The 25,709-nt window shown below is 68.1% G+C and carries 22 protein-coding genes and 1 tRNA gene; 4 read left to right on the top strand and 19 right to left on the bottom strand.

Annotated elements, in window-relative coordinates; genetic code table 11:
• Window positions 1-64: 64 nt before the first annotated feature.
• The 4 genes from ASC59_RS05690 to ASC59_RS05705 all read right to left on the bottom strand — a co-directional run bounded on the left by ASC59_RS05690 (window position 65) and on the right by ASC59_RS05705 (window position 3,805).
• Entirely contained in the window at window positions 65-958 is an 894-nt protein-coding gene (locus tag ASC59_RS05690) for a DUF808 domain-containing protein (RefSeq protein ID WP_055819385.1), read from the bottom strand.
• A 190-nt stretch (window positions 959-1,148) separates the two neighbouring features.
• Window positions 1,149-1,220: transfer RNA gene (locus ASC59_RS05695), tRNA-Gln, on the bottom strand.
• 108 nt (window positions 1,221-1,328) lie between these two features.
• The gene (gltX, locus tag ASC59_RS05700; RefSeq protein WP_055819388.1) at window positions 1,329-2,846 is read right to left on the bottom strand and encodes a glutamate--tRNA ligase; all 1,518 of its coding nucleotides are present in this window, start codon (window positions 2,844-2,846) and stop codon (window positions 1,329-1,331) included.
• A 41-nt stretch (window positions 2,847-2,887) separates the two neighbouring features.
• Entirely contained in the window at window positions 2,888-3,805 is a 918-nt protein-coding gene (locus tag ASC59_RS05705; RefSeq protein ID WP_055822890.1) for a LysR family transcriptional regulator, read from the bottom strand.
• A 172-nt stretch (window positions 3,806-3,977) separates the two neighbouring features.
• Between ASC59_RS05705 and ASC59_RS05710 the strand changes: the two genes are divergently transcribed.
• Window positions 3,978-5,045, top strand: a complete 1,068-nt coding sequence (locus ASC59_RS05710; RefSeq protein WP_055819391.1) for an aminotransferase class V-fold PLP-dependent enzyme — start codon at window positions 3,978-3,980, stop codon at window positions 5,043-5,045.
• An 83-nt stretch (window positions 5,046-5,128) separates the two neighbouring features.
• Here the strand turns inward: ASC59_RS05710 and ASC59_RS05715 are convergent, their stop codons facing one another.
• Genes ASC59_RS05715 through ASC59_RS05730 form a run of 4 tightly spaced genes read right to left on the bottom strand, consistent with a single transcriptional unit; the run spans window position 5,129 to window position 8,583 of the window.
• Window positions 5,129-5,899, bottom strand: coding sequence for a fumarylacetoacetate hydrolase family protein (locus ASC59_RS05715; RefSeq protein ID WP_055819394.1), 771 nt, complete (start codon window positions 5,897-5,899; stop codon window positions 5,129-5,131).
• A gap of 53 nt (window positions 5,900-5,952) precedes the next feature.
• Window positions 5,953-6,387 carry a GNAT family acetyltransferase gene (locus ASC59_RS05720; protein WP_235492585.1) on the bottom strand — a complete coding sequence of 145 codons (435 nt, stop codon included), beginning with the start codon at window positions 6,385-6,387 and terminating at the stop codon, window positions 5,953-5,955.
• 6 nt (window positions 6,388-6,393) lie between these two features.
• Entirely contained in the window at window positions 6,394-7,500 is a 1,107-nt protein-coding gene (locus tag ASC59_RS05725; RefSeq protein WP_055819397.1) for a branched-chain amino acid aminotransferase, read from the bottom strand.
• Between the two features lie 24 nt (window positions 7,501-7,524).
• Window positions 7,525-8,583, bottom strand: a complete 1,059-nt coding sequence (locus tag ASC59_RS05730; protein WP_055819399.1) for a 3-isopropylmalate dehydrogenase — start codon at window positions 8,581-8,583, stop codon at window positions 7,525-7,527.
• A 239-nt stretch (window positions 8,584-8,822) separates the two neighbouring features.
• On the opposite strand from ASC59_RS05730, the gene ASC59_RS17460 reads away from it, so the two are divergent.
• Together ASC59_RS17460 and ASC59_RS05735 are read left to right on the top strand one after the other, a co-directional pair.
• On the top strand, window positions 8,823-8,984 hold the full coding sequence (locus tag ASC59_RS17460; protein WP_200942340.1) for a hypothetical protein: 162 nt from the start codon (window positions 8,823-8,825) through the stop codon (window positions 8,982-8,984).
• Between the two features lie 4 nt (window positions 8,985-8,988).
• Window positions 8,989-9,240, top strand: coding sequence for a DUF6458 family protein (locus ASC59_RS05735; protein WP_055819403.1), 252 nt, complete (start codon window positions 8,989-8,991; stop codon window positions 9,238-9,240).
• Between the two features lie 69 nt (window positions 9,241-9,309).
• Here ASC59_RS05735 and serA read toward each other — a convergent pair whose 3' ends face one another.
• Window positions 9,310-10,902, bottom strand: a complete 1,593-nt coding sequence (serA, locus tag ASC59_RS05740) for a phosphoglycerate dehydrogenase (protein ID WP_055819406.1) — start codon at window positions 10,900-10,902, stop codon at window positions 9,310-9,312.
• 102 nt (window positions 10,903-11,004) lie between these two features.
• Here serA and ASC59_RS05745 point away from each other — a divergent pair, with 102 nt between their 5' ends.
• Entirely contained in the window at window positions 11,005-11,403 is a 399-nt protein-coding gene (locus ASC59_RS05745; protein WP_055819410.1) for a DoxX family protein, read from the top strand.
• Between the two features lie 22 nt (window positions 11,404-11,425).
• Here ASC59_RS05745 and ASC59_RS05750 read toward each other — a convergent pair whose 3' ends face one another.
• From ASC59_RS05750 to ASC59_RS05795, 10 genes are all read right to left on the bottom strand, one after another.
• Window positions 11,426-11,791, bottom strand: a complete 366-nt coding sequence (locus ASC59_RS05750; RefSeq protein WP_055819413.1) for a hypothetical protein — start codon at window positions 11,789-11,791, stop codon at window positions 11,426-11,428.
• Window positions 11,788-12,300 (bottom strand): hypothetical protein, encoded by a 513-nt coding sequence (locus ASC59_RS05755; protein WP_055819417.1) that lies wholly within the window; start codon window positions 12,298-12,300, stop codon window positions 11,788-11,790. The genes ASC59_RS05750 and ASC59_RS05755 overlap by 4 nt, the downstream gene beginning before the upstream one ends.
• Before the next feature lie 91 nt (window positions 12,301-12,391).
• The gene (locus tag ASC59_RS05760; protein ID WP_055819421.1) at window positions 12,392-13,123 is read right to left on the bottom strand and encodes a copper homeostasis protein CutC; all 732 of its coding nucleotides are present in this window, start codon (window positions 13,121-13,123) and stop codon (window positions 12,392-12,394) included.
• 134 nt (window positions 13,124-13,257) lie between these two features.
• Window positions 13,258-14,286: a ketol-acid reductoisomerase gene (ilvC, locus tag ASC59_RS05765; RefSeq protein ID WP_055819425.1), complete on the bottom strand. Its 1,029-nt coding sequence runs from the start codon at window positions 14,284-14,286 to the stop codon at window positions 13,258-13,260.
• Window positions 14,287-14,329: 43 nt separating this feature from the next.
• Window positions 14,330-14,839 carry an acetolactate synthase small subunit gene (gene ilvN / locus ASC59_RS05770; protein ID WP_055819429.1) on the bottom strand — a complete coding sequence of 170 codons (510 nt, stop codon included), beginning with the start codon at window positions 14,837-14,839 and terminating at the stop codon, window positions 14,330-14,332.
• A gap of 4 nt (window positions 14,840-14,843) precedes the next feature.
• Complete coding sequence (locus ASC59_RS05775) at window positions 14,844-16,646, bottom strand: acetolactate synthase large subunit (protein ID WP_055819431.1); 1,803 nt, start codon at window positions 16,644-16,646, stop codon at window positions 14,844-14,846.
• Window positions 16,647-16,691: 45 nt separating this feature from the next.
• Window positions 16,692-18,386 carry a dihydroxy-acid dehydratase gene (gene ilvD / locus ASC59_RS05780; RefSeq protein ID WP_055819434.1) on the bottom strand — a complete coding sequence of 565 codons (1,695 nt, stop codon included), beginning with the start codon at window positions 18,384-18,386 and terminating at the stop codon, window positions 16,692-16,694.
• Window positions 18,387-18,512: 126 nt separating this feature from the next.
• Window positions 18,513-20,738 carry a bifunctional alpha,alpha-trehalose-phosphate synthase (UDP-forming)/trehalose-phosphatase gene (locus ASC59_RS05785; RefSeq protein ID WP_055819437.1) on the bottom strand — a complete coding sequence of 742 codons (2,226 nt, stop codon included), beginning with the start codon at window positions 20,736-20,738 and terminating at the stop codon, window positions 18,513-18,515.
• A 141-nt stretch (window positions 20,739-20,879) separates the two neighbouring features.
• On the bottom strand, window positions 20,880-22,799 hold the full coding sequence (locus tag ASC59_RS05790; RefSeq protein WP_055819440.1) for a YhgE/Pip family protein: 1,920 nt from the start codon (window positions 22,797-22,799) through the stop codon (window positions 20,880-20,882).
• A complete protein-coding gene (locus ASC59_RS05795) occupies window positions 22,796-25,708 on the bottom strand; it encodes an MMPL family transporter (RefSeq protein ID WP_200942393.1) in 2,913 nt (970 codons plus the stop codon). The genes ASC59_RS05790 and ASC59_RS05795 overlap by 4 nt, the downstream gene beginning before the upstream one ends.
• Window position 25,709: the final 1 nt, after the last annotated feature.

The raw sequence follows: 25,709 nt of genomic DNA on the forward strand, positions 1-25,709 counted from the left end.
CGAGCGCCGTCCGAGGCGCCGGCGCTTCCGGTGTCCCGGTGCAACGCTTCCTGAGCAGGTCGATTCAGTGATCTGTGTGGGCAGGTTCGTTCCGCCTCACCAGGCTCGACACTCCGGCGATGAACGCGACGACGGCAAGGCCGAGAACGAGTCCGAAGACCGCTGACGCAGCTGTGTCGGCCAGCCAGACGACGATCGGACCTGCCGGCTCGATCGCGTGCGTCATGGACTCGAGGATGTGGTGAGGCGTGGTCCAGAAGGTCTCCCCCAGGTTCGCGATCACCAAGTGTCCGCCGACCCACAGCATGGCAACAGTGCCGACGATGCTGATCACCCGGAACACGAGGGGCATCGACGCCACGATGCGCACGCCGGTGCGCCGGACGCCTCGCGCGGGACTCTTCATCAGTCTCAGTCCGATGTCGTCGATCTTGACCAGCAGACCCACGGTTCCGTAGACCAGCACCGTCATGCCGAGTCCGATTGCCGCCAGGGCTGCGAGCGTCATCCAGATTCCGAGATCGGGACCGAGACTGTCGAGTGCGATGAGCATGATCTCGGTACTGAGAATGAGATCGGTGCGGATGGCGCCGAACACGAGCTTGCGCTCGTCACGCGGCTCCGCCGTCTCACTGGCGTGATGCGCGCCGAACCATTCGGTGACCTTCTCCGCACCCTCGAAGCACAGGTACGTGCCGCCGATGATGAGGAGGAAGGGCAGCACCCAGGGCGCGAACGCGGAGAGCAGGAGTGCGAGCGGGATGATGATGACGAACTTGTTGAAGAGGCTGCCGAGTGCGATGCGCCAGACGACGGGCAGTTCGCGCGCGGGCGTGAGGCCCTGCACGTATTGCGGTGTGACGGCGGCATCGTCGATGACGACGCCCGCAGTCTTGGCGCTCGCCTTGAGGGCGGCGGTGAGGACGTCGTCCACGATCGCGAGCAGACCGACTGACATTGTTCTCCTTCGACGAGCGTGCTGACATCCATCAGAGCGGGGCGACGCGTCCGCAGCAACGGCAGGCGTGGGTGCAGCATCCGTTTGCCATACCCGGTCTACCGCGTCGCTTCTGGTCGCAGAGCCAGAGATCGACATCGGAAGGAGAAGAGGCGCGGGAGTCTCGCCGAGAATGCGGCGCCTGTCAGTGCTGGGGTACCTGGACTCGAACCAAGAACAACGGTACCAGAAACCGCCGTGTTGCCAATTACACCATACCCCACCAGCCGCAGGCGAACCCCCGGCCGACATGCAACTCTAACCCACGGCCGGGCGCCCCTCCAAATTGAGGAACGCTCGCTCCGAAGGCCGGAGTCGCACCGCTCGACGCCTAGGCGCCGAGCTCCTCCTGCAGGCGGACGAGACGCGCGATGGTGTCGTCCTTGCCCAGGATCTGCATCGACTCGAAGAGCGGCGGCGAGACCTTCCGGCCAGACACTGCAACGCGCAGCGGCGTGTAGGCGACGCGCGGCTTGAGACCGAGACCGTCGATGAGTGCGGCCGAAAGCGCCTCCTGGATGACCTCGTGCGTCCATTCCAGAGGCGGAATACGGTCGAGCACGTCGACGGATGCCGCCAGCACCGCCGAAGCGTCGGCCGGGAGCCCGGCCACGACGCCGTCGTCGTAGCTCAGGCTCGCGGCATCGGTGAACAGGAAGCCCAGCATGCCCGGCGCCTCGCCCAGCAGACCGATGCGCTCCTGGACGAGCGGCGCCGCCTCGGCGAGGATCGCCTCCTGCGCAGGAGAGATCGGCCCGGTCAGCACGCCGGCGGCCTCGAGGTAGGGCACCGTGCGTGCCGCGAAGTCCTGCACGCCGAGGAGGCGGATGTGGTCGCCGTTGATCGACTCGGCCTTCTTCAGGTCGAAGCGCGCGGGGTTCGGGTTGACGTCGACGACGTCGAATGCCGCCACCATCTCGGCGACGGTGAAGACGTCGCGATCGTGCGACAGCGACCAGCCGAGCAGCGACAGGTAGTTGACGAGGCCCTCGGGGATGAAGCCGCGGTCGCGGTGGTGGAACAGGTTCGACTCCGGGTCGCGCTTGGAGAGCTTCTTGTTTCCATCGCCCATGACATACGGCAGGTGACCGAACTGCGGCACGAAGGTCGTCACTCCGATGTCGATGAGCGCGTGGTACAGCGCGATCTGGCGCGGAGTCGACGAGAGGAGGTCCTCGCCGCGCAGCACGTGCGTGATCTGCATGAGAGCGTCGTCGACCGGGTTCACGAGCGTGTAGAGCGGGGCACCGTTGGGGCGCACGACCACGAAGTCGACGAAGGAACCGGCCGGGAAGGTGATCTCGCCCCGTACGAGGTCGGTGAACGAGAGATCGTCGTCGGGCACCCGCAGGCGCAGAGCCGGCTCCCGACCCTCGGCACGGAAGGCTGCCCGCTGCTCGTCGGTGAGGTCGCGGTCGAAGTTGTCGTACCCGAGCTGCTTCGGTCGTCCGGCGGCGTCGTTGCGGGCGTCGATCTCCTCGGCGGTGGAGAAGCTCTCATAGACGTGCCCGGACTCCTTGAGTCGCTCGATCACGTCGAGGTAGATGCCGCCGCGCTGGGACTGCCGGTAGGGCTCATGGGGTCCGCCGACGCCGATGCCCTCGTCCCAGTCGAGGTTCAGCCAGGTGAGCGCGTCGAGCAGCTGCTCGTAGCTCTCCTCGCTGTCGCGGGCCGCATCAGTGTCCTCGATGCGGAAGACGAGCTTGCCTCCGGTGTGCCGGGCATAGGCCCAGTTGAAGAGAGCCGTGCGCACCAGGCCGACGTGCGGCGTTCCGGTGGGCGACGGGCAGAAGCGAACGCGAACGTCGCTCCCGGTGGCAGAGGAGAAGGGGTGCGCGGTGTCAGACATCGCCGTCAAGTCTAGCCAGCGGCATCCGGTGCCGCGGCCGATCAGCCGTCGCGGTGCTCGCCCGTCCACTCGGAGCGGTCGATCCCGCCCAGCACGCGCAGACTCGCCCCGATGGCCGGCACCCTCTCGGCGCCCTCTGCGGTGACCACGTGCAAGGTGCGGTGGTCGGCATGCGTGGTCGGAAGAGCGACCACGCCGGCTGGCAGACGCGTCGAGGCCAGCGCCAGGCGCGGCAGCGTCGCAACCCCGAGTCCTGCCGCCACCATGCCGAGCACGGCGACGAAGTTGTCGGTCTCGTAGCCGATCCGAGGCACGAAGCCGCTCGCCGCGCAGAGCTCGACGAGGTGTCCGCGGCACCGCGGACATCCGGCGATCCAGCTCTCGTGGCCCAGAGCCGCGATGTCGACGGATGCCGCAGCGCCCTGGGGATGCGATTCCGGCAGCACGACATGGACGGGCTCACGGCCGACCGTGCGCACCGACAGACCGCGGGCGCTCTCGCGGTGGGGGTCATCGTGGTCGCCGGGATAGCTGAAGGTGATGGCGATGTCGGCACGGTTCTCGCGCACGGCCGCGACAGCCTCGGGCGGTTCCGCCTCGAGGTAGCTGATGGCGACGGCGGGATGCCGCTCGGCCATCGCGGCGAGCAGCCGCGGCACGATCGTCGCCGAGGCTGAGGGGAACGCCGCGATGCGCACGCGGCCGGTTCGCAGACCCTGAAGCTCGGCGATCTCGCCGGCAGCGGCATCCAGAGCCGTCGCCACAGTCTGGGCGTGGCGCGCGAGCACGGTGCCGGCCTCGGTGAGGCGCACCGAGCGACCCGTGCGCTCGAGCACCGGCATGCCCAGGCGAGACTCGAGCCGCCGCACGTGCTGGCTCACCGCGGGCTGACTGTAGCCGAGGGCCTCGGATGCCGCCGTGATCGACCCGTGCTCGGCGATGGCGAGCACCATCAGCATCGAATGCGAGTCGAGGTCGAGGTCCTTGCCCACTGTGGCCACGGCGGGTCTCCCGTTCTGCGTTCTCTGATTCCCCGCGCGATCCAGGGTAATCATAAACATAACGGTTTGTTATGGATGCCAGTACTCTTCGGCGATTGTCGAATGTGAGCCCCGACAGCACCATTGAGGCATGACAGATGTCACGACGCGCCTCACGGTGACCGACGCACGCCAGCAGTTCGCGGCCGGTCGCGGCTACCTCGCGGCCTGCACCCTCGGGCTGCCTGCGCTCGAGACCACCAGGGCCATGCGCGCCGACGCCGAACGGTGGGCCAGGGGCGAGGCCTCAGCCGTCGACTACACCGCCATCGTGGAGCGCACCCGCGCCTCCTACGCCGGGCTCGTGGGCGTGGCCGTCGACAGGGTGGCGATCGGATCCCAGACCTCGGCCATGGCCGCCGTCATCGCGGCGAGCGTGCCTGACGGCGCCGAGGTGCTCTGCGTCGACGGGGACTTCAGCTCGATCGTGTTCCCGTTCCTCAGTCAAACCCACCGAGGCGTCACCGTGCGCAGCGTGCCGCTCGCCGAGCTCGCTGCATCGGTCACGACGTCCACCTGGTTGGTCGCGTTCTCGCTGGTGCAGTCGGCGACGGGGGCTGTCGCGGATGCCGCGGCGGTCGTGGCGGCCGCTGCCGTCAACGACGCCCGCACCCTGTGCGACATGACGCAGGCGGTCGGCTGGATGCCGGTGGATGCCGCGCTCTTCGATGCCACCATCTGCCACAGCTACAAGTGGCTGTGCGCCCCGCGCGGAGCTGCGTTCCTCACCGTCTCGGCTGCGTTCGCCGCCGACATCGCCCCGACGCAGACCGGCTGGTACGCGGGCGACGATCCCTGGTCGTCGTGCTACGGGCCGACGATGACGCTCGCTGCAGATGCCCGCCGCTTCGACGTCTCCCCCGCCTGGCCGGTCTGGGTGGGCGCCGAGACCGCCATCTCACTGTTCGCGCAGCTCGACCTCCAGGAGGTGAGAGCCCACGTGACCGGACTCGCGGCTGCTTTCACCGACGGGCTCGGGCTCGAGCGCCGACCCGGTCAGGCCATCGTCACGTGGCCGGATGCCGAGGGCCTCGACCTGGCACGCCTGACGGCATCCGGGATCACTGCGTCGGGGCGGGCTGGCTGCGCCAGAGTCGCCTTCCACCTCTGGAACGACGAGCAGGACGTCGCCGACGCTCTGGCTGCGCTGGGTCGCTGAGGCCTGCACAGCGAGCACAGGCCGAATCGCCGAGTACAGGCCGGACCGGCCTGTCTTCGAGCCGATCGAGCGATCGGGCCTGCTCAGCCGCGCGGACGCACCACGGGGTTCGTCAGGATTCCGAGGCCGGTGATCTCGACCTCGACCGTGTCGCCGTTCTCGATCGGGCCGACGCCGGCCGGCGTTCCGGTCAGGATGATGTCACCGGGCAGCAGCGTGAACACGCTCGAGGCGTAGGCGATGATCGTCTCGACGTCGTGCACCATGTCGGTGAGCGGAGCCCGCTGCTTGACGACGCCGTTCACGCGGGTTACGAGCTCGGCCGACGGGAAGTCGAACTCGGTGTCGACGATGGGGCCGATCGGGCAGAAGGAGTCGAAGCCCTTGGCCCGAGTCCACTGTCCGTCGGACTTCTGCAGATCGCGGGCTGTCACGTCATTCGCGATGGTGAAGCCGAAGACGTGCTCCATCGCCTTCTCCTCCGTGACGTTCTTCGTGATCGTGCCGATCACGATGGCGAGCTCGCCCTCGAACTCGACCTGCCGGCTCTGCTTCGGCAGCACGATGTAGTCGCCGGGACCAGACACCGACGTGTTCGGCTTGAGGAACAGCAGCGGTTCCTCGGGAACCGCCGTTCCCATCTCCGTGGCGTGGTCGCGGTAGTTCTTGCCGACGCCGACCACCTTCGATCGCGGGATCGACGGCGCGAGCAGGGTGGCATCGGCGATCGGAACCCGCTCCCCCGTCGTGTCGTAGCCCGCGAACATCGGGTCTCCGGTCAACACCACCAGGTCGTCGTCATCGACGATTCCGAAGGCGATGCGATTGTCGTGGCTGAACCGTGCGATCTTCATGCCTCAACGCTACCCGCAGCGTGGGGAGCAGCACGAACGCCGCCGGCCGTGCCTCAGTCGTCGGGGATGAGCCTCTTGCCGAGGCTGATGGCGTTGTCGGGCGCGTAACCGATGGCCTCGTAGAACCCTATGGCCTCGGTGTTCGTTCCGCGCACCTGGAGATTGAGCTTGGGGCATCCGCGCGCCGTCAGCATCCGTTCGGCCTCCCGCACCAGGGAGCGGCCATGCCCGCGGCCGCGTTCCGCAGGGTCGACGGCGAGATAGTTCATCCAGCCACGATGCCCGTCGTAGCCGATCATCACCGACGCGACGACGGCGCCATCGCGCTCCCCCACGAGGAAGAGCTCGGGTTGCTCGGCGACCTTGCGCTCGATGTCGCGATGCGGGTCATTCCACGCCACGACGAGGCCGCAGGCATGCCAGAGCGCGACGACACTCTCGGTGTCGTCGCGCTCGAAGGCCCGGAGCCGCAGCTCGGCGTCGGTCACGCGCGCTCAGGCGTCGAGACGCACGAGCCAGCCATGGCGGTCCTCGACACGGCCGTACTGGATACCGGTGAGTTCCTCACGGAGCGACAGGGCGAGCTCTTCGGACTGCGGTCCGTTGTGCACGATCTCGAAGTCCTCGCCGAGCAGTCGGCCGATCGGCACGATCACCGCCGCCGTTCCGCAGGCGAAGGCACCCACGATGTCGCCGGATGCAGCTCCGTCACGCCACTCGTCGAGAGTCACCCTGCGCTGCTCGATGAGGTGCCCGCGGTCGGCGGCCAGGCGCAGCACGGAATCGCGGGTGATGCCCTCGAGGATCGACTCGGACTCCGGCGTGATGAGGGTGCCGTCCTTGCGCACCAGCACGATGTTCATGCCGCCGAGCTCCTCGAGGTACTTCCCCTCGTCGAGGAACAGCACCTGCTGGCAGCCGTGCTCGTAGGCCTCGGCCTGGGGCAGCAGGCTCGACGCGTAGTTGCCGCCGGTCTTGGCGGCGCCCGTGCCGCCCTTGCTGGCCCGGGCGTACTCGCTCGACAGCCAGATGTTGACCGGCTGCACTCCCCCGGTGAAGTACGCACCGGCGGGGCTGGCGATCAGGTAGTAGGCGACCTTCTTCGCCGGGCGCACTCCGAGGAAGGCCTCCTTGGCGAACATGAAGGGCCGGAGGTAGAGGCTGGTCTCCGGGGCCGTCGGCACCCAGTCCGCGTCGACGGCGACGAGCTGCTTGAGCGAGGCGATGAAGTGCTCAGAAGGGAGCTCCGGGAGGGCGAGGCGGTGCGCCGACCGCTGCATCCGCGCGGCGTTCTCGTAGGGGCGGAAGGTCCAGATGGATCCGTCAGCATGGCGGTACGCCTTGAGGCCCTCGAAGATCTCCTGGGCGTAGTGCAGCACGGCTGCGGCGGGGTCGAGCTGGATGGGACCGTACGGCGAGACGCGCGGGCGGTGCCAGCCGCCGCGCTCCGACCAGCACACGTCGACCATGTGGTCGGTGAAGTGGTTGCCGAAGCCCGGGTCGGCGAGGATCGCCTCGCGCTCCTCGGGAGCGACGGGGTTCTCGTTGCGGACTGTCTGCCAGATGAGGCTCTGACTCGCGAGGGGAAGCTGGATCGTCATGGGCTGCTCTTTCTTCGAGTACGTCTAGTGTGCGCGAATCCGGTCGGAGATCGCAGTGCCGATCTCCGAGGTCGACCTGGAGGCCTCACCACGTTCGGCGATGTCGGCTGCGACGGCCGCCTGCACTCTGGTCGCGGCATCCGCGAGCCCGAGGTGGTCGAGCAGCAGAGCGACGGAGAGGATGGCGGCAGTCGGGTCGGCGATGCCCTTCCCGGCGATGTCGGGCGCGGAACCGTGCACCGGCTCGAACATGCTGGGGAATCGGCCGTCGGGGTTGATGTTGCCCGAGGCTGCGAGGCCGATGCCGCCGCTGATCGCGGCCGCAAGATCGGTGAGGATGTCGCCGAAGAGGTTGTCCGTGACGATGACGTCGAATCTAGCAGGATTCGTGACGAGGAAGATGGTGGCGGCGTCGACGTGCAAGTAGTCGACCGTGACGTCGGGGAACTCGGTGGCCACCTCGTCGACGACGCGCTTCCAGATCCCGCCGGCGAACACCAGCACATTGGTCTTGTGAACGAGGGTCAACTTCTTGCGCGGGCGGGCGGATGCCACCCCGAAGGCATGCCTCACGACACGCTCGACGCCGTAGGCCGTGTTGACGGACACCTCGTTGGCGACCTCCTGCGCGGTCCCCTGGCGGATGGAGCCGCCGTTGCCGACGTACGGCCCCTCGGTGCCTTCGCGCACGACGACGAAGTCGATGGCTCCGGGGTCGGCCAACGGGCTCGAGACCCCGGGGTGGAGCACCGACGGACGCAGGTTCACGTAGTGGTCGAGCGAGAACCGCAGCTTGAGCAGCAGCCCGCGTTCGATGTTCGCTCCGGCCAACCGCGGGTCGCCCGGGGTGCCGCCGACGGCGCCGAGGAGGATGGCATCGTGGCCTGAGACGGCTGCCAGGTCCTCATCGGTGAGGGTGTCGCCGGTCTCGAGGTAGCGCGCGGCTCCCAGGGAGAACGACGTCTTCTCGAAGGTGACGTCTCCACCCTCCGTCACAGCATCGAGGACCTTGAGAGCCTCGGTGACGACTTCGGGTCCGATGCCGTCACCGGGGATGACGGCCAGGGAGATGACACGCGACATTTCGCTCCTCGCAGGCGGTGGAAGGGTGTCGTTCCAGCGTAGTCGCCGGTTCAGCCGGCGACGCGCAGGGCTAATCACAGATCCGCCACGCCCGCAATCCTCTACCTGCGCGGTCCGAAGCTGAGTAATGTCTGGGTTGCCCCGAACAGGGGCCGATGTGTCGAGCATCCTGCGAGCCGGGGTCATCTCCGATCGTGATTCGACGCAGAAGCGGAATCCCGACGAAAGGATCCACCACAATGAATCTCCTCTTCATCATCATCATCGTCGTCGCCGTCGTTCTCGCCATCCTGGGTGGCCTGAACAGTGCGCTGAGCTGGCTGCTCTGGGTGGGAATCATCCTCGCGGTGATCGCGATCATCGCCTGGCTGATCCGGGTCATCTCGGGCAACAGGGCCTGAGATCATGAGCATCGGTCTCGGCATCTTCCTCATCGCCGTCGGGGCGATCCTGGTCTGGGCGCTCAACGTCGAGGTCGAATGGATCAACCTGGACATGGTGGGCTACGTGCTCATGATCGCCGGGGCCGTCGTCGTGATCATCGGGCTCGTCCTGATGTTCCGTCGCCGCCAGTCGACCTCGGTCACCGCGACCTCGGTCGACCCGGCGAACGGCAGCCAGGTCACGCGCAACGAGAGCTCCTCGCCCGAGCTGTAGCGCACCACCTCGCACGACGACGAAGGCCCCGGATGATGCATCCGGGGCCTTCGTCCTGTCTCCAGCGGACTACTCGGTGATGTCGATCTCGATCATCACGTCTGCCGCGATGGCGTCGCGAACGGCGGCGAGGATCTCGGCGGGGACGGGCGAGTCGACGGTCAGCACGCTGAGCGCCGGGCCGCCGGCCGAGTGGCGGGCGATCTGCATGCCGGCGATGTTGATGCCTGCCTCGCCGAACTCACGGCCGTACACGGCGACGATGCCCGGGCGGTCGGTGTACTGCATGACGATCAGGTTCTTCGCGATCGGCACCTCGACGTCGTAGCCGTTGATCTCGACGATCTTCTCCGTCTGCTTGGTTCCCGTCAGCGTTCCGGAGACCGAGACCTGCGTGCCGTCGGCGAGGGCGCCGCGCAGGGTGATGACGTTGCGGTACTCCTCGGACACGGCATCGGTGATCAGGCGCACGGCGATGCCGCGCTGATCGGCGAGCAGCGGCGCGTTGACGTACGAGACGGTCTCACTGACGACGTTCGTGAACACTCCCTTGAGGGCTGCGAGCTTCAGCACGCTCACGTCGTAGTCGGCGAGCTCTCCGCGCACCTCGACGTCGACGCTGGTGAGCGGGCTCGAGTGCGCCAGGCCCGAGAACACCTGGCCGAGCTTCTCGAGCAGCGGGATGCCGGGACGCACGTACGGGTCGATGACACCGCCGGCCACGTTGACAGCATCCGGAACCAGCTCGCCGGCGAGGGCGAGCCGCACCGACTTCGCGACGGAGACGCCGGCCTTCTCCTGGGCCTCGTCGGTCGAGGCGCCGAGGTGCGGTGTGACGACGACGTTGGGCAGCGCCAGAAGCGGAGAACCCTGCGGCGGCTCGCTCACGAACACGTCGAGTCCGGCACCGGCGATCTCGCCGGCCACGAGCGCGTCGTGCAGGGCGTCCTCGTCGATGAGGCCGCCGCGGGCGACGTTGACGACGTACGCCGTCTTCTTCATCCGCTTGAGCTGCTCGGTGCTGATCATGCCCGTGGTCTCGGGCGTCTTCGGCATGTGGATGGTGATGAAGTCCGACTGCTCGAGCAGTTCGTCGAGGCTGACGGGCTGCACGCCGAGCTGCTGGGCGCGGGCGCTGGTGATGTATGGGTCGTAGGCGATCACCGTGGTGCCGAACGCCTGCAGGCGGGCCGTGATCAGCGCGCCGATGCGGCCGAGGCCGATGATGCCGACGGTCTTCTCGTAGAGCTCGGTTCCGGTGTACGCCGAGCGCTTCCACTGGCCCTGCGCGAGTGCGCTGTGAGCCGCCGGGATGTGGCGGGCCAGGCTCAGGATGTGACCGACGGTGAGCTCGGCGGCCGAGATGATGTTCGAGGTCGGAGCGTTGACGACCATCACACCGGCCGTGGTGGCCGCCTTGATGTCGACGTTGTCGAGACCGACGCCGGCGCGGGCGATGACCTGGAGCTTCGGCGCCGCTGCGATCGCCTCGGCATCGACCTGGGTGGCGCTGCGCACGAGGATGGCGTTCGCGTCGGCGAGGCCGGCGAAGAGGGCCGCGCGGTCGGTTCCGTCGACCTGCCGCACGTCGAAGTCTGGACCGAGGGCATCGATCGTGGCGGGCGAGAGGATTTCAGCGATCAGCACGACCGGCTTTGACACGACGAATCGATTCCTTTGCAGCAGAGGGGAGGATGCGCGTCGCCGTCACTGGGACGCAATCATGTGAAACTCTAGCCGAGGCCGTACAGCCGGAAGGAATACATGACGACGCACGACATCTTCGAGATCGCACAGTGGGTCGTGCGCATCCTGCTCGCCATAGTGTTCGTCGGAATGGGCGTCAATCACTTCCGCCCTGGCGCCGCCAGGATCATGGCGAAGATGATCCCGCCGCGCATGCGACGGGAGGGCCTGCTCGCTCCGGTCAACCTGGTGCGCTTCACCGGGGTGTGCGAGATCGCCGGTGGCATCGGACTTCTCATCCCGGCCACCCAGTTCGCCGCCGGCATCCTGCTCGCCGTGTTCCTGGTCGCGGTCTTCCCGGCCAACGTCTACGCCGCGCGGCATCCGGAGATCTTCCGGTCCCTCTCGATCCCGCTGGTTCCCCGTTCGATCGCCCAGATCGTGCTGATCGGTCTGTGCGTCTTCGCCGCTGTGTAGGCGCCGGGCCGTGGAGCCCGGGTCAGCCGATCGGGATCCAGCGCGCGAACGCTGCGATGATGTCGAGGCTGAGCACGGCAGAGAGACCGAGTCCGACGGCGTAGAAGGCGATCTGCGCCAGGGGTCCGCGGTTGCGGCCCAGCGTGAAGGCGATGGCGAACAGCACCAGCGGCAGCACGAGTCCGAGCACGAGCAGCGCCCAGCCGAATCCGTTGATCGAGGCGTCGAGCTGGTTCGCGAAGTCTGAGATGCCGATCAGGTTGCCCAGAGCCTCGAAGACGTCGTAGGCGTAGAACAGGCCGAAGAGCACGGCCAGGGTCACGGCCAGCCAGAGCGGGGTGCGCGCAGCGGCCTCGGCGGCCGGGACTGCAGTGGCATCGTCGGTCATGAGGCCAACCCCGTTCCGAGGAGGAAGGGCAGGGGAACGAGCAGCACCACTCCGGCGAAGAGCCAGAGCAGCCGGGTGCGGGGGCGGCCCCGCGTGAGCCAGAGCGTCACGGCGAACCACAGCGGCACGGCGAGGATCGCCAGCCACGTACCGAGCCCGAACATGAACTGCGCAACGGGGTCGAGAGCTCCCGTCGACATGCGCGTCGCGACCACTCCCCAGCCGATCATGTAGATGAGGTAGATGCCGCCGAGCACACCGAGCGTGATGAGCGTCGCCGAGCTGGTCTGGGAAGGGGCGTCATTCTCGTCGTGAGCCGCATCCGTCGCGGTGTCCGGAGTCGTCACGCGACCGGGCTCGCCGACCGGGACCCATCCAGGACGCAGCTCGGAACGACCGGCCGTCTCGGATGACCCGATGCCATCGACAGCGCGATCGTCCTTCGCCACGAGCGTCGGATCGTCGTCGCCCGCCCAGTTGAGTGCGTCGTCGTCGCGTGCTGCTGCCATGCACTCAGACTACCGGGGGCCGCTGCGCGGGTTAGCGCGGCGCGGGTCAGCGCGGCGCGGGTCAGCGCGGCGCGGGTCAGCGCGGCGGGGGTCAGCGCGGCGCGGCTCGAACCGCCTCGACGGCCGCGCGAACGAGGCCGCGATCCGTCACGTCGTAGCCGACCGCTCCCCCGCCTGGACCACTGGCGCCCCCTCCGTCCGAGCGCCCGCGGGCGGAGAGGTGCACGGCGTCCACTCCGGCCGCGACGAGGACGCCGATGTCGTCGACGCGCACGCCGCCGCCTGCCATGACCTGCACCGTGCCGCCGGCGTGCCGCATCCGTTCCAGCACGGATGCTCCCGCCCGGCAGTCTGCTGCGCCGCCCGAGCTCAGCACCCTGGTCACGCCGAGGGCACCGAGGGGTCGGAGCGCGACGATGGGGTCCGGCGTCGCGTCGACGACGCGGTGCACGGTGACCGTCATGCCGTCGGCAGCCTCGACGAATCGGGCGATCGCCGTCTCGTCGAGCGTGCCGTCATAGTGGGCGGCGCCGACCACGACTCCGTCGGCACCGGCGGAGAAGACCGCGCGGATGTCGCGCTCGATCACCGCGAGCTCGCTCTCGTCATAGACGAAGCCGCCTCCACGGGGCCGCACGAGAACGTGCACGAAGTCCGTGGCCCGGGCTTCGGCTGCCGCCGCGACTGCGGCCTCGACCAACCCGATCGATGGCGTGAGCCCGCCGAGGTCGAGGGCGACGCACAGCTCGATGCGGTCGGCGCCCTCCTCGAGCGCGACGCGCACTCCGGCCAGGTCCTGCACGGCGATCTCGACGGCTGTCATCGGGCTCCTTCGGAGGATGTCATCGGGCGAGAACGCAATTCCCGCGAGTGGTTCAACGCGAGAACGCAGTTCCTGCGGGTGCGGAGTGCCCGCGACCCGCAGAAACTGCGTTCTCGATGGAAAGGGGTAGCGCTTTAGCGCGCGACCTCGCCATCCACGTAGTCGTCGTCGTTCGACGCGTTCCAGGCGAACAGCTTGCGCAGCTCGCGACCGGTGGCCTCGATCGGGTGGGCCTCGCCCTTGGCACGGAGCGCGAGGAACTCGGGCGCTCCGGCGTCTTGGTCGGCGATGAAGCGCTCGGCGAATGCGCCGGACTGGATGTCGGCGAGAACAGCCTGCATGTTCTCCTTGACGCTCGGGTCGATGACGCGGGGTCCGGAGACGTAGTCGCCGTACTCGGCGGTGTCGGAGACGCTCCAGCGCTGCTTGGCGATGCCGCCCTCCCACATGAGGTCGACGATGAGCTTCAGCTCGTGCAGCACCTCGAAGTAGGCGACCTGCGGCTGGTAGCCGGCCTCGGTCAGAGTCTCGAAGCCGTACTGGACGAGCTGCGAGACACCACCGCAGAGAACGGCCTGCTCACCGAACAGGTCGGTCTCGGTCTCCTCGGTGAAGGTGGTCTTGATACCGCCGGCACGCAGGCCGCCGATGGCCTTGGCGTAGCTGAGGGTGGTGGGCCAGGCGTTGCCGGTCGCGTCCTTCTCGACGGCGACGATGACGGGAACGCCACGGCCGGCCTCGTACTCGCGGCGCACGGTGTGGCCGGGGCCCTTGGGGGCGACCATGATCACGTCGACGCCCTCAGGAGCCTCGATGTAGCCGAAGCGGATGTTGAAGCCGTGTCCGAAGACGAGCGTCTTGCCGTCGGCCAGGTTGTCCTTGATGGACTCCGCGTAGATGTGACGCTGGAACTGGTCGGGGGCCAGGATGACGATCACGTCGGCCCAGGATGCGGCCTCCGCGACGCTCAGCACGCGGAATCCGGCCTCTTCGGCCTTCGGCTTCGACTTCGAGCCGTCCTTGAGTCCGATGACGACCTCGACACCGGAGTCGCGGAGGTTCTGCGCGTGGGCGTGGCCCTGCGAGCCGTAGCCGACCACGGCGACCTTCTTGCCCTGGATGATCGCCAGGTCGGCGTCCTTGTCGTAGTAGATCTCAGCCATTGGTGTTTCTCTCCTTGTGTTCGTACAGCTAATTCGTGAAGCGCTAGTTCTTGAAGACGCGCTCGGTGATGGACTTCGAGCCGCGACCGATGGCGAGCAGGCCGGACTGGGCCAGCTCCTTGATGCCGTAGGGCTCGAGAACCTTGAGGAACGCGGTGGTCTTGCCGGAGTCGCCGGTGACCTCGATGACGAGGGCATCGGTCGCCACGTCGACGACGCGTGCCCGGAACAGGGTGACGGCCTCGAGCACCTGCGAGCGGGTCGTGTTGTCGACGCGCACCTTGATGAGCAGATGCTCGCGCTGCACTGACTGCGAGGTGTCGAGCTCGACGATCTTGATCACGTTGATCAGCTTGTTGAGCTGCTTCGTGACCTGCTCGAGCGGCAGCTCCTCGACATCGACCACGACGGTGATGCGCGACAGGCCGTCGATCTCGCTCTTGCCGACCGCGAGGCTCTCGATGTTGAAGCCGCGACGCGCGAACAGACCGGCGACGCGAGTCAGCAGGCCGGGCTTGTCCTCGACGAGGAGGGACAGGACGTGGGTGCTCATGCTCTTATGCCTCCTCGTCGAATGCCGGGCTGTGGTCACGTGCGTACTGCACGTAGTTGTTCGAGACGCCCTGCGGCACCATCGGCCACACCATGGAGTCCCGGCTCACGACGAAGTCGATGACGACCGGTCGGTCGTTGGTCTCGAGCGCGAGCTTGATCGCCGCATCCACTTCCTCCTCCTTCGTGACACGGATGCCGAGGGCACCGTACGCCTCGGCGAGCTTCACGAAGTCGGGAACGCGGATGGTGTCGGCACCGGTGTTCAGGTCGGTGTTCGAGTAGCGACCCTCGTAGAACAGGGTCTGCCACTGGCGCACCATGCCGAGCGAGGAATTGTTGATGATCGCGACCTTGATCGGGATGTCGTTGATCGTGCAGGTCGCGAGCTCCTGGTTGGTCATCTGGAAGCATCCGTCACCGTCGATCGCCCAGACGTGGCGGTCGGGCTGGGCCACCTTGGCGCCCATGGCGGCGGGGACCGCGTAGCCCATCGTGCCGGCACCGCCGGAGTTCAACCAGGCGTTGGGGCGCTCGTACTTGATGAACTGCGCCGCCCACATCTGGTGCTGGCCGACACCGGCAGCGTAGACGCCCTCCGGTCCGGTGAGCTCGCCGATGCGGCTGATGACGTACTGAGGAGCGAGCGCGCCATCGGTGGTCGGCGCGTAGCCGAGCGGGAACTCCGTGCGGAGCCCGTCGAGGTACTCCCACCACTCCTTGATGTCGGCCGGAGCATCGCGCACGGCTTCGCTGTAGGCGGCGGTGAGATCCACGATCACGTCGCGGGCGTCGCCGACGATGGGGACGTCGGCCACGCGGATCTTCGAGATCTCGGCAGGGTCGACGTCGACGTGGACGACCTTGGCGTTCGGCGCGAACAACGACGCCTTGCCGGTGACGCGGTCGTCGAAGCGGGCGCCGAGCGAGATGAGGAGATCCGCCTCCTGCAACGCCAGCACCGCCGGGACGGTGCCGTGCATCCCCGGCATGCCGAGGTGCTGCGGGTGCGAGTCGGGGAACGCGCCGCGGGCCATGAGCGTCGTGACGACTGGGGCGCCGGTGGTCTCGGCGAGGGCGAGGAGCTCCTCGGATGCCTTCGACCTGATGACGCCGCCTCCGACGTACAGCACGGGCTTCTTGGCCTCGGCGAAGAGCTGCGCGGCGGCGTTGATCTGCTTGCCGTGCGCCTTCATGACCGGGCGGTAGCCGGGCAGGTCGATCTTGGGCGGCCAGATGAACGGCACGGTCGCCTGCTGGGCGTCCTTCGTGATGTCGACGAGCACGGGGCCGGGTCGACCCGTCGTCGCGATGTGCATCGCAGCGGCGATCGTCGAGGGGATGTCGGCTGCGTCGGTCACCAGGAAGGAGTGCTTCGTGATCGGCATCGTGATGCCCACGATGTCCGCCTCCTGGAAGGCATCCGTTCCCATGAGGGTCGAGAAGACCTGGCCGGTGATGGCCAGGACCGGTACCGAGTCCATGTGGGCGTCGGCGATGGCGGTGACGAGGTTCGTCGCTCCCGGGCCGGAAGTGGCGATGCAGACGCCGAGCTTGTTGCTCGACGACGCGTAGCCCTCGGCCGCGTGACCGGCTCCCTGCTCGTGACGCACGAGGATGTGGCGGAGCTTGGTGGAGTCCATCAACGGGTCGTAGACCGGGAGGATGGCTCCGCCGGGCAGGCCGAAGACATCGGTGATGCCGAGCAGCTCGAGAGAGCGCACGACGGCCTGGGCCCCGGTCAGCAGTTCAGGCCCCTTCTGAGAGGGGGCAGCGGGCGATGGCACGGGGAAGGTTTCCGTGGACATGCGTGTGTGGTCCCTTGATTGCGTGTGGATGATCTGGCGCGAGACTCAGCCTGTGACGGCGCCGACAGCGGCGGAGTGCACGAGCTTGGAGTACTTCGCGAGGACGCCACGGGTGTAGCGCGGGGGAAGCGGAGCCCAGCCTTCACGGCGAGCAACCAGCTCAGCCTCGTCGACAAGTAGGTCGAGCGAACGAGCTGCGATATCGACCCTAATGAGATCACCATCGCGCACGAAGGCGATTGGACCTGCGTCCACCGCTTCGGGTGCTATGTGGCCGATGCACAGTCCGGTTGTGCCGCCTGAGAATCGACCGTCCGTCAAGAGTAGTACATCTTTTCCGAGCCCTGCGCCCTTGATGGCCGCGGTGATCGCGAGCATCTCGCGCATGCCCGGTCCGCCCTTCGGACCCTCGTAGCGGATGACGATGACGTCGCCGGCGGTGATCTCGCCGTTGGTGAGAGCGTCCATGGCTCCGCGCTCGCGTTCGAACACACGCGCGGGGCCTTCGAAAACGGAGGCGTCGAAGCCGGCGGTCTTGACGACGGCACCTTCCGGGGCGAACGTGCCCTTCAGGATCGTGATGCCTCCGGTGGCGTGGATCGGGTTGTCGAGGGTGCGGATGACCTCGCCGTCGAGCGGCATCGGGTTCAGCGCCTCGAGGTTCTCGGCCACGGTCCTGCCCGTGACCGTGAGGGCGTCCCCGTGGATGAGCCCGGCGTCGAGGAGGGCCTTCATGAGCACGGGAATGCCGCCGTGGCGGTCGACGTCGTTCATGACGTACTTGCCGAACGGCTTCATGTCCGCCAGGTGCGGAACCTTGTCGCCGATGCGGTTGAAGTCGTCGAGGGTGAGTTCGACCTCCGCCTCGTGCGCGATGGCCAGCAGGTGCAGCACGACGTTCGTCGATCCGCCGAGGGCCATGGCGACGGTGATGGCGTTCTCGAATGCCTTCTTCGTCATGATGTCGCGGGCGGTGATGCCGAGGCGCAGCATGTTGACGACGGCCTCGCCAGAGCGGTGCGCGAAGTAGTCGCGGCGACGGTCGGCCGAGGGCGGTGATGCCGAGCCCGGGAGGCTCATCCCGAGCGCTTCGGCGACGGATGCCATGGTGTTGGCCGTGTACATGCCGCCGCAGGCACCCTCGCCCGGCGCGATGGCGCACTCGATGCGCTTGAGGTCCTCTTCGCTCATGGTGCCGGCCTTGCAGGCACCGACGGCCTCGAAGGAGTCGATGATGGTGACCTCCTTCTCGGTGCCGTCGCTGAGCTTGACCCAGCCCGGAGCGATGGAGCCGGCGTAGAGGAAGACCGAGGCGAGGTCCAGTCGGGCTGCGGCCATGAGCATGCCGGGCAGCGACTTGTCGCATCCGGCCAGCAGCACCGAACCGTCGAGGCGCTCGGCGTTCATGACGACCTCGACGCTGTCGGCGATGACCTCGCGCGACACCAGCGAGAAGTGCATGCCCTCATGGCCCATCGAGATGCCGTCCGAGACGGAGATGGTGCCGAACTGCAGCGGATATCCGCCGCCGGAGTGCACGCCCTCCTTGGCGCCCTGGGCGAGTCTGTCGAGGCTCAGGTTGCACGGCGTGATCTCGTTCCACGAGCTCGCGATGCCGATCTGGGGCTTGTCCCAGTCCTCATCGCCCATGCCGACGGCCCGCAGCATGCCGCGGCTCGTTGTGGCCTCGATGCCATCGGTGACTACTCGCGAACGTGGTTTCAGATCGATCTCCGCCATGGTCCAAAGTCTAGGACCAGTCAACATACCCATTTCGCATACGACGGATGCCGCGGGCCTGCCTCCGCCCGTCGGACCGAGCCGGACGCGACCTTGCTCCCCCGAGCGCGGCCAGTCCCAGGACCGTCAGCCCCCGACGATCGGGTGGGATCCCGTGTTGGCGCGTTCGCGCTTCTGGGCCTCGAGGTGCCCGGCACGGAAGTCGGCCAGCAGGGCCAGCACCTCGGCGACCTCCTCGGGTCCGCGCACCCTGTGCCCGGCGGCCGAACGCCCCTGCCCGATCTTCATGCCGAGGTCGTCTGCGCCCAGGGCGACGAAGGCGTCCTCATCGGTGACGTCGTCACCGGCGTAGAAGACGCTCGTGGCTCCGGTGTGCTCGCGCAGCTTGGCGATGGCGTCGCCCTTGTTCCCCGGACGCAGGGCGAACTCGATCACGTTCTTGCCCTCGCGCACGGTGAGGCCCGGCTCGGCCGCCCGCACCCTCGCCTTGGCGCTCCGCTGCATGGTCTGGCCGGCAGCGGGTGAGAGCTTGCGCGTGTGCAGGGCGAGGCCGGCCGGCTTGCGCTCGACCCAGGCGCCCTCGGTGGTGCCCGCGATGCGCTCGAGGATCAGGGTGACGCGCTCGAGCCTGTCGATCTCGCTCGAGAGCAGGTCGAGGGTCACGTCAGGCTGGTCCAGCTTCAGCTCGACCCCGTGCGAGCCCGTGAGGAGTACGTCGTCGGGCGGGTCGGCGACGTGCTGGAGGCTGACGAGAGCTCGTCCGGAGACGAAGGCCACCCGGGTGTCCTCGAGGCGGATGAGCCTCAGGACGGCGGCGCGTGCGCTGTCCAGGGCGCGCGCCTCCTCCGGCTGGTCGACATGAGGAGCCAGCGTGCCGTCGAAGTCCAGGGCGATGAGGAGCTGGTCGGCAGCCGCCAGCTCGCGAAGCGCGTTGACGAGGGTCTCGGGAATGCCCCGCGGAACCGCCGCCCGGCCGGTGAGGGTGTCGAGGAAGGACTTCGACCAGTCGTTGACGGTGTTCTCGTGCACCCGCTTGCGCAGGGCGCGCATCCGCCTCGCCTGCTCGCGTTCCGGCATCTCGACGGCAGTGACGATCGCGTCCTTGAGACCGGCGATGTCGTGAGGGTTGACGATGATCGCCTGGCGCAGCTCGTCTGAGGCCCCGGCGAACTCGCTCAGGACCATCGCCCCGCTGTTGTCGGTGCGGCAGGCCACGTACTCCTTGGCGACGAGGTTCATCCCATCTCGGAGAGCGGTGACCAGCATCACGTCTGCGGCGAGGTAGAGCGCCACCATCTCCTCGCGCGGATATCCGTGGTGCAGGTAGGCGATGGCGCTGTGGCTGATGGTGGAGTACTCGCCGTTGAGGCGTCCGACCTGCAGTTCGATCTCGTCCCGGAGCGCCATGTAGGTCGCGACCCGCTCACGACTCGGGCTCGCGACCTGCACGAGGGTGACGTCCTCGACCTGGAGCCGGTTCTCGGCGAGCAGCTCGCCGTATGCCTTCAGCCTGTGGCCGATGCCCTTGGTGTAGTCGAGCCTGTCGACACCGAGCATGACGACCTTCGGGTCTCCGAGATCGTGCCGGATCTGGCGTGCGCGCTCCTGGACCTCTGGTCTGGCTGCGATCTCCTCGTAGCCGGCGACGTCGATCGAGATCGGGAAGGTTCGTGCGACGACGTGGCGCACCTCTCCGTCGTCGCCGATGACCTCGACGACGTTGCCGCGGGTCGTGAAGCCGAACAGCCGCCGCACGGCGCGCGTGAAGTTGCCGGCATCCGCCACGCGCTGGAATCCGATGACGTCGGCGCCGAGGAGACCCTTGAGGATCTGCTTGCGCCAGGGCAGCTGAGAGAAGATGCCGTAGGGCGGGAACGGGATGTGGTCGAAGAAGCCGATGACGAGGTCGGGGCGGAGTTCGCGCAGCATCTGCGGAACGAGCTGGAGCTGGTAGTCCTGCACCCAGACGACGGCTTCGGTGGCGGCATAGCGCGCCGCGGCCTCGGCGAACCGCCGATTGACCAGCACGTAGGTCTCCCACCACTCGCGGTGATACTGCGGGGGTGCGATCACGTCGTGGTAGAGCGGCCAGAGGGTGTCGTTGGAGAAGCCCTCGTAGTACTGCTCGACCTCCGTGGCGCTGAGCGGAACGGCGATGATCTCGATGCCGTCGTTCTCGAAGGGCTCGAATTCGGTGTCGGCGACGCCTGCCCACCCGATCCACGCACCTTCGGCCGCGCGCATCACTGGCTCGAGAGCTGTGACGAGGCCGCCTGGCGACGACCGCCACCCCGAGGAGCCGTCGGGGTTCACGACGTGATCGACGGGCAGGCGATTGGACAGCACGACCATGGTGTAGGACTGGTCGCGGTTCGGGGTCTGAGTGGGCTGCGAGATGGCGACGATCCTTTTCCGACACCGGCCTTCGGCCAGCGCCTCCTTGCGTTCTCTCAGGCTAGCAGCGGGCGGGCGGCGCGCACCCGGGGGTTGCGATCACCCCCGGGCCAGTGCAAAGCCCCACGAGCGGGCGCCGCGCCGCCTCGCCACCGCCACGAACGACCCGAGGAGAGCGAGCAGTCCGAGCGCCGCGAGACCCGCGGCCGCTGCGGCGACGGATGCTCCCCCGACTCCGGCGATGATCTGCTGCATCCCCTGCACAGCCCAGGTGAGCGGCAGGTAGGGGGTGATGACCTGATACGGCACGGCGAGGATCTCGACGGGGTAGATCCCTCCGGCGGATGTGAGCTGCACGATGACGAGCAGGAGCGAGATGACGATGCCCACCCGGCCGAACGCGACGGTCAGGAACTGATGGATGGCGGTGAAGGAGAGCGCCATGAGCATGGCAAACGACAGCGTCGCCGGGAGGGTCGTCCAGGTCACCCCGAGCACAGTGTGCAGGAGGGCGACGACGAGAGCGGCCTGCACGAGCGCCAGACCGGACGCTCTGGCCAGCGAACGCATGACGAGACGTCTCGTCGACGCCGTGCTCTGCAGGGCAGTCGCCGTGAGGGGACGGAGCAGCAGGAAGATCGCCAGCGCGCCGATCCAGAGCCCGACGGGGACGAACACCATGCCGATGACCTCGCCGATCGTCTCGATCGGGTTGTCCCGATCGGTGCTGACCGTCACCGGCTGCGAGACCACGCTCGCGGCCTTGTCGGCATCGATGTCGCCGATCGCCGAGGCCTGGGTGGCCCCATCGCTGAGGCCGGTGGCCAGGGTGCCGGCACCGTCGGCGAGCTGGTGGGCGCCCGTCGCGCTGGAGGCTGTTCCCGTCGACAACGTCGACAGGCCGTCGGAGAGGGAGCCCACCCCGTTCGCGAGGTTGTCGGCGCCGTCCCGCAGAGCGGCGGACCCTCCCGAGAGCTGGCTCGCGCCGGTGGCGAGAGACGCGATGCCCGACTGCAGGCCGTCGATCCCGCCGCCCGTCTGCTGCGCGAGGGTCTGACCTCCCGCTGCGAGAGCCTGAAGGCCGGCGTCGACGTTCGCGAGCTGCGACCGCAGCTCGTCTCCCCCGGGTCCGACCGGAAGGGCGGCGGAGACAGCGGCGTTCAGCTGGGTGAAGCCGGCGGCCGTCGCGCCGACGTTGTCGACGTACGAGCTGACGCCACTCGTGATCCCGTCGAGTCCGCCTGCCTGGTTGTTCAGCTCCCCGATGCCGCCGGCGAGCGAATCGACTCCGGACGTGTAGTCGGAGACTCCGCTCGAGAACTGCTGGGCGCCGGATGCCGCATCCGCCGCCCCGGTCGCAGCAGAGGATGCTCCCGATGCGAGCTGGTCCAGGCCACCGGCCAGGCTGGCGACCCCGTCGGACACCTTGGTCGCTCCATCGGCCGCAGACGACAGCGAGCCGCCCATGCCCGCCAGGTTGGCATAGAAGCCCTTGAGGTACTGCTCGGTGATGGCTCGGCCGAACGCGTCGGTCATGGCCCCGCCGACGGACTGGGCGGCTGAGCCGGCCAGATAGGAGTGGGCGTCGTCGGTGCGGATGTTGAGGTCGGCCTGCTTCGGATCGCTTCCCGAGATGGAGTTGATGGAGGCGGAGAAGTCCTTCGGAATGGTGAGGACGGCGTAGGCCGTGCCAGCTTCGAGGGCCTCCGCCGCCTCATCGGTGTTGGAGAGCTGCCAGTCGAATCCGGCCTCGTCGGGGTCGGTCAACTGCGTCACCAGCAGTCGGCCGGCGAGGATCTGCGTCTCCGTGCCGTCTGCAGCCGTCGCTGTGACCATCTCGTCGTTGTTCACGATGAGGGCTGGAACCGTGTCGAGGCGGTCATCGGCGCTGGCGAGCCCGCCGGTGACCAGGCCCGCGACAGCGAGGGGTACGACGAGCACGCCGACGATGACGGCTCCGAGGCGCCACCGGCGCTGGCTGTGGGTGCGTCCGAAGAGGCTGTCGAGTCGCGCGCTCATCGCAGCACGGCCTTTCTGTTCGAGAGGGAGGATGACGAGGGGGCGTCGGCGAGCGCCACGGCGTGAACCGCACGGGTGCCGAGACCCACGGGCGCATCGACGCCGGCGGCCGTCAGCACGATGGTCGTCGCCACCGGGGCGAGCGCGCCGATCATGAGCATGAGCTCGTCGGCACCGCCCTCGGCTGGGAAGTCATCGCCGAGCTCCACGACGATCGCTCCCGGTCGTTCGGCCAGACCGGCCGCCACGAGCACTGCGGAGCGTTCCAGGCTGTCGAGTGAGGAGATCTGCGTCTCGGCACGCACCCTGTCGGTCCTCGGATCGTCGGCGAGAGCGGAGTGGATCTGGGCGATCCAGCGGCGCACCTGGGAGTCGATGGTCCTCGCGCGGTACCAGGGCTGCCCCAGGTCGATGCGCTCGGAGAGCACTTCGCCCACCGTGCGGTCGGCGAAGGCCGCCTCGCCGGCGGCGATGTCGACGAGCGCCACCCGGCGCAGCGCCCTGCCGCTCTCCGAGGGCAACGGGGCGCCGAGCACCTGCACGCGTCCGGAGACCGGAGCGAGGCGACCGGCCAGGGTGGCCGAGACCACACGGCGGTTTGCCGCGTCGCCGGTGACCAGCAGCACGTCCCCCACGGGGACGGAGAGATCCAGTGGGCCGATGGGGGCGTCCTCGATGCCGAAGGTCGCGTCGACCGCGGAGATCGCGGCGTCCTCCGTGCGCGCCCAGGCGGCATCCGTCAGGTGGTGGCGCAGGTGCTCCCCCTCGATGTCGACATCGGGAAGGATGCGGTCGAGCCACTTCGGCAACCACCAAGCCGCGCGTCCGGCGAGCGCCATGGCAGCGGGCACGAGCGTCATACGCACGAGGAAGGCGTCGAACGCGACCCCGACGGCGAGGGCGAGGGCGATGCCCTTGATCGGTCCGCTGCCCTCCGGGACGAAGGCGAAGAACACGAAGAACATGATGAGCGCGGCCGAGGTCACCACTCGGGCCGAGTGCTGGAAGCCGTGCACGATCGATCCGCGCGGATCCTTCGTCTTCACGTACTCCTCGCGCATGCCGGACACGAGGAACACCTCGTAGTCCATGGCCAGTCCGAACAGCACAGCCATCAGCAGGATCGGGAGGAAGCTCAGGATGGGGCCTGTCGTCTCGACGTGCAGGAGGTCGGCGAACCAGCCCCACTGGAAGATCGCTACCGAGACGCCGATGGCCGCGAACACCGAGAGAAGGAATCCGAGCGCAGCCTTGATCGGCACGAAGACCGAGCGGAACACCATCATGAGCAGCAGCACGGACAGCCCGACCACGACGAGGGCGAACGGCACCAGGGCATCCGTCAACCGGTTGGAGATGTCGATGGACACCGCGGTGGCCCCTGTGACGGTGATCGGGGTGCCGTACTCGTCATCGATGCGGGGAGCCAGGTCGCGGATGTCCTGCACCAGCTCCTTGGTGGCGGGGTCGTCGGGCGCGGTCTCGGGGATCACCCGGATGATCGCCGTGTCGACCGAGGCGTTCGGGATGCCCTGTCCCACCTCGGCCACGCCGTCGAGTTCGCCGAGCTCCGTTCCGATGGCATCGAGGTCGTCGAGGATGTCGGTCGTCTGCGTGATGTCGACCGAGACGATGAGCGGCCCGTTGTAGCCCGGACCGAAGCCATCGGAGAGCATCTCGTAGGCGTCTCGCGTCGTCGACCCCTCTGGCTCGCTGGCTCCCGACGGCAGGTTCAGGTCGAGGCTGAGCGCCGGGATGGCGAGTCCGCCCAGAATGCCGACGACGAGCACGACCGCGACGATCGGGGCCTTCAGCACGAGGTTCACCCAGCGCCGCCCCATGGTGGGTTTGGCGTCGTCGGCGGCCACGGCGCGCCGCGCGGCACGGCTGGACGGCTTCGGAATGAGCCTGCCCGCGAAGATGCCCATCACGGCTGGAAGCAGGGTGACGGCTGCGATCATGGCGACGAAGACGGCGAAGGCCGCCGCGATGCCCATGGTGCTGAGGAACGGGATGCCGACGACGAGCAGGCCGAGCAGCGCGATGATGACCGTCACGCCGGCGAAGATCACGGCCGAGCCGGCCGTGGCCACGGAGGTCGCTGCGGACTCCTCTGGCGTCTCCCCCCGTGCGAGCTGGGTGCGGTGCCGCGACAGGATGAACAACGCGTAGTCGATGCCGACGGCGAGGCCCAGCATCACCGCGAGCATGGGCGCGGTGCTGGACACGGGGGTGAACGCTGAGACCACGGTCACGCCGGCGACGGCGACGCCGACTCCGATCAGGGCCGTGAACAGAGGCATGCCCGCCGCGAGGAGGGATCCGAACGCGATGAACAGCACGACCCCGGCGAACAGCACGCCGAGTCCCTCGGTGATGGTCAGCCCGAAGGTCTGGTCCTGGAAGACCTGCCCGCCGAAGGCGACATCCAGGCCGGCGTCCTCCCCGATCCCGGCAGTGTCCTGGATCGCGGTCAGCGTTGCCGGAGCGACATCCGTCGAGGGCGAATCGAGTTGCACCTGGGTGTAGGCGGTGCGCTCGTCATCGGAGACGGCGTTGCCCGCGTACTCGTCGAACGGGTCGAGTACGGACTCGACGCCGTCGATGTCCTCGAGTTCGGTCGCCATCGATTGGATGGCGGCCTTGTGCGCGTCGTCGGTGACGGTCTCACCCTTCGGCGCCTGCATGACCACCTGGACGGATGCGCCCGCTGTCTGGGGGAACACGGCGGCGAGCTTGTCGATGGCCTGCTGCGACTCGGTGCCCGGGATGGCGTAGGACTCCTGGGTCTGGCCGCCGAGGGCGAGCCCGCCCCCGAGGATGCCGACCAGGAGCGCCACCCAGACGGCGACGACGAGCCAGGCTCGGCGGAAGGCGAAGTGTCCGACGCGGTAGAGGAAGGTGGCCACG

It is taken from the genome of Leifsonia sp. Root1293 (genome assembly GCF_001425325.1).
GTDB lineage: Bacteria > Actinomycetota > Actinomycetes > Actinomycetales > Microbacteriaceae > Orlajensenia.

What these genes read in the sequence shown, in the direction of transcription:
- ASC59_RS05690 (WP_055819385.1), bottom strand. Translation starts at nt 958, where the DNA reads ATGTCAGTCGGTCTGCTCGCGATCGTGGACGACGTCCTCACCGCCGCC.
- gltX (WP_055819388.1), bottom strand. Translation starts at nt 2,846, where the DNA reads ATGTCTGACACCGCGCACCCCTTCTCCTCTGCCACCGGGAGCGACGTT.
- ASC59_RS05705 (WP_055822890.1), bottom strand. Translation starts at nt 3,805, where the DNA reads ATGCTGATGGTGCTCGCCATCGCCGAGCACGGGTCGATCACGGCGGCA.
- ASC59_RS05710 (WP_055819391.1), top strand. Translation starts at nt 3,978, where the DNA reads ATGACAGATGTCACGACGCGCCTCACGGTGACCGACGCACGCCAGCAG.
- ASC59_RS05715 (WP_055819394.1), bottom strand. Translation starts at nt 5,899, where the DNA reads ATGAAGATCGCACGGTTCAGCCACGACAATCGCATCGCCTTCGGAATC.
- ASC59_RS05725 (WP_055819397.1), bottom strand. Translation starts at nt 7,500, where the DNA reads ATGACGATCCAGCTTCCCCTCGCGAGTCAGAGCCTCATCTGGCAGACA.
- ASC59_RS05730 (WP_055819399.1), bottom strand. Translation starts at nt 8,583, where the DNA reads ATGTCGCGTGTCATCTCCCTGGCCGTCATCCCCGGTGACGGCATCGGA.
- ASC59_RS17460 (WP_200942340.1), top strand. Translation starts at nt 8,823, where the DNA reads ATGAATCTCCTCTTCATCATCATCATCGTCGTCGCCGTCGTTCTCGCC.
- ASC59_RS05735 (WP_055819403.1), top strand. Translation starts at nt 8,989, where the DNA reads ATGAGCATCGGTCTCGGCATCTTCCTCATCGCCGTCGGGGCGATCCTG.
- ASC59_RS05745 (WP_055819410.1), top strand. Translation starts at nt 11,005, where the DNA reads ATGACGACGCACGACATCTTCGAGATCGCACAGTGGGTCGTGCGCATC.
- ASC59_RS05750 (WP_055819413.1), bottom strand. Translation starts at nt 11,791, where the DNA reads ATGACCGACGATGCCACTGCAGTCCCGGCCGCCGAGGCCGCTGCGCGC.
- ASC59_RS05755 (WP_055819417.1), bottom strand. Translation starts at nt 12,300, where the DNA reads ATGGCAGCAGCACGCGACGACGACGCACTCAACTGGGCGGGCGACGAC.
- ASC59_RS05760 (WP_055819421.1), bottom strand. Translation starts at nt 13,123, where the DNA reads ATGACAGCCGTCGAGATCGCCGTGCAGGACCTGGCCGGAGTGCGCGTC.
- ilvC (WP_055819425.1), bottom strand. Translation starts at nt 14,286, where the DNA reads ATGGCTGAGATCTACTACGACAAGGACGCCGACCTGGCGATCATCCAG.
- ilvN (WP_055819429.1), bottom strand. Translation starts at nt 14,839, where the DNA reads ATGAGCACCCACGTCCTGTCCCTCCTCGTCGAGGACAAGCCCGGCCTG.
- ASC59_RS05775 (WP_055819431.1), bottom strand. Translation starts at nt 16,646, where the DNA reads ATGTCCACGGAAACCTTCCCCGTGCCATCGCCCGCTGCCCCCTCTCAG.
- ilvD (WP_055819434.1), bottom strand. Translation starts at nt 18,386, where the DNA reads ATGGCGGAGATCGATCTGAAACCACGTTCGCGAGTAGTCACCGATGGC.
- ASC59_RS05785 (WP_055819437.1), bottom strand. Translation starts at nt 20,738, where the DNA reads ATGGTCGTGCTGTCCAATCGCCTGCCCGTCGATCACGTCGTGAACCCC.
- ASC59_RS05790 (WP_055819440.1), bottom strand. Translation starts at nt 22,799, where the DNA reads ATGAGCGCGCGACTCGACAGCCTCTTCGGACGCACCCACAGCCAGCGC.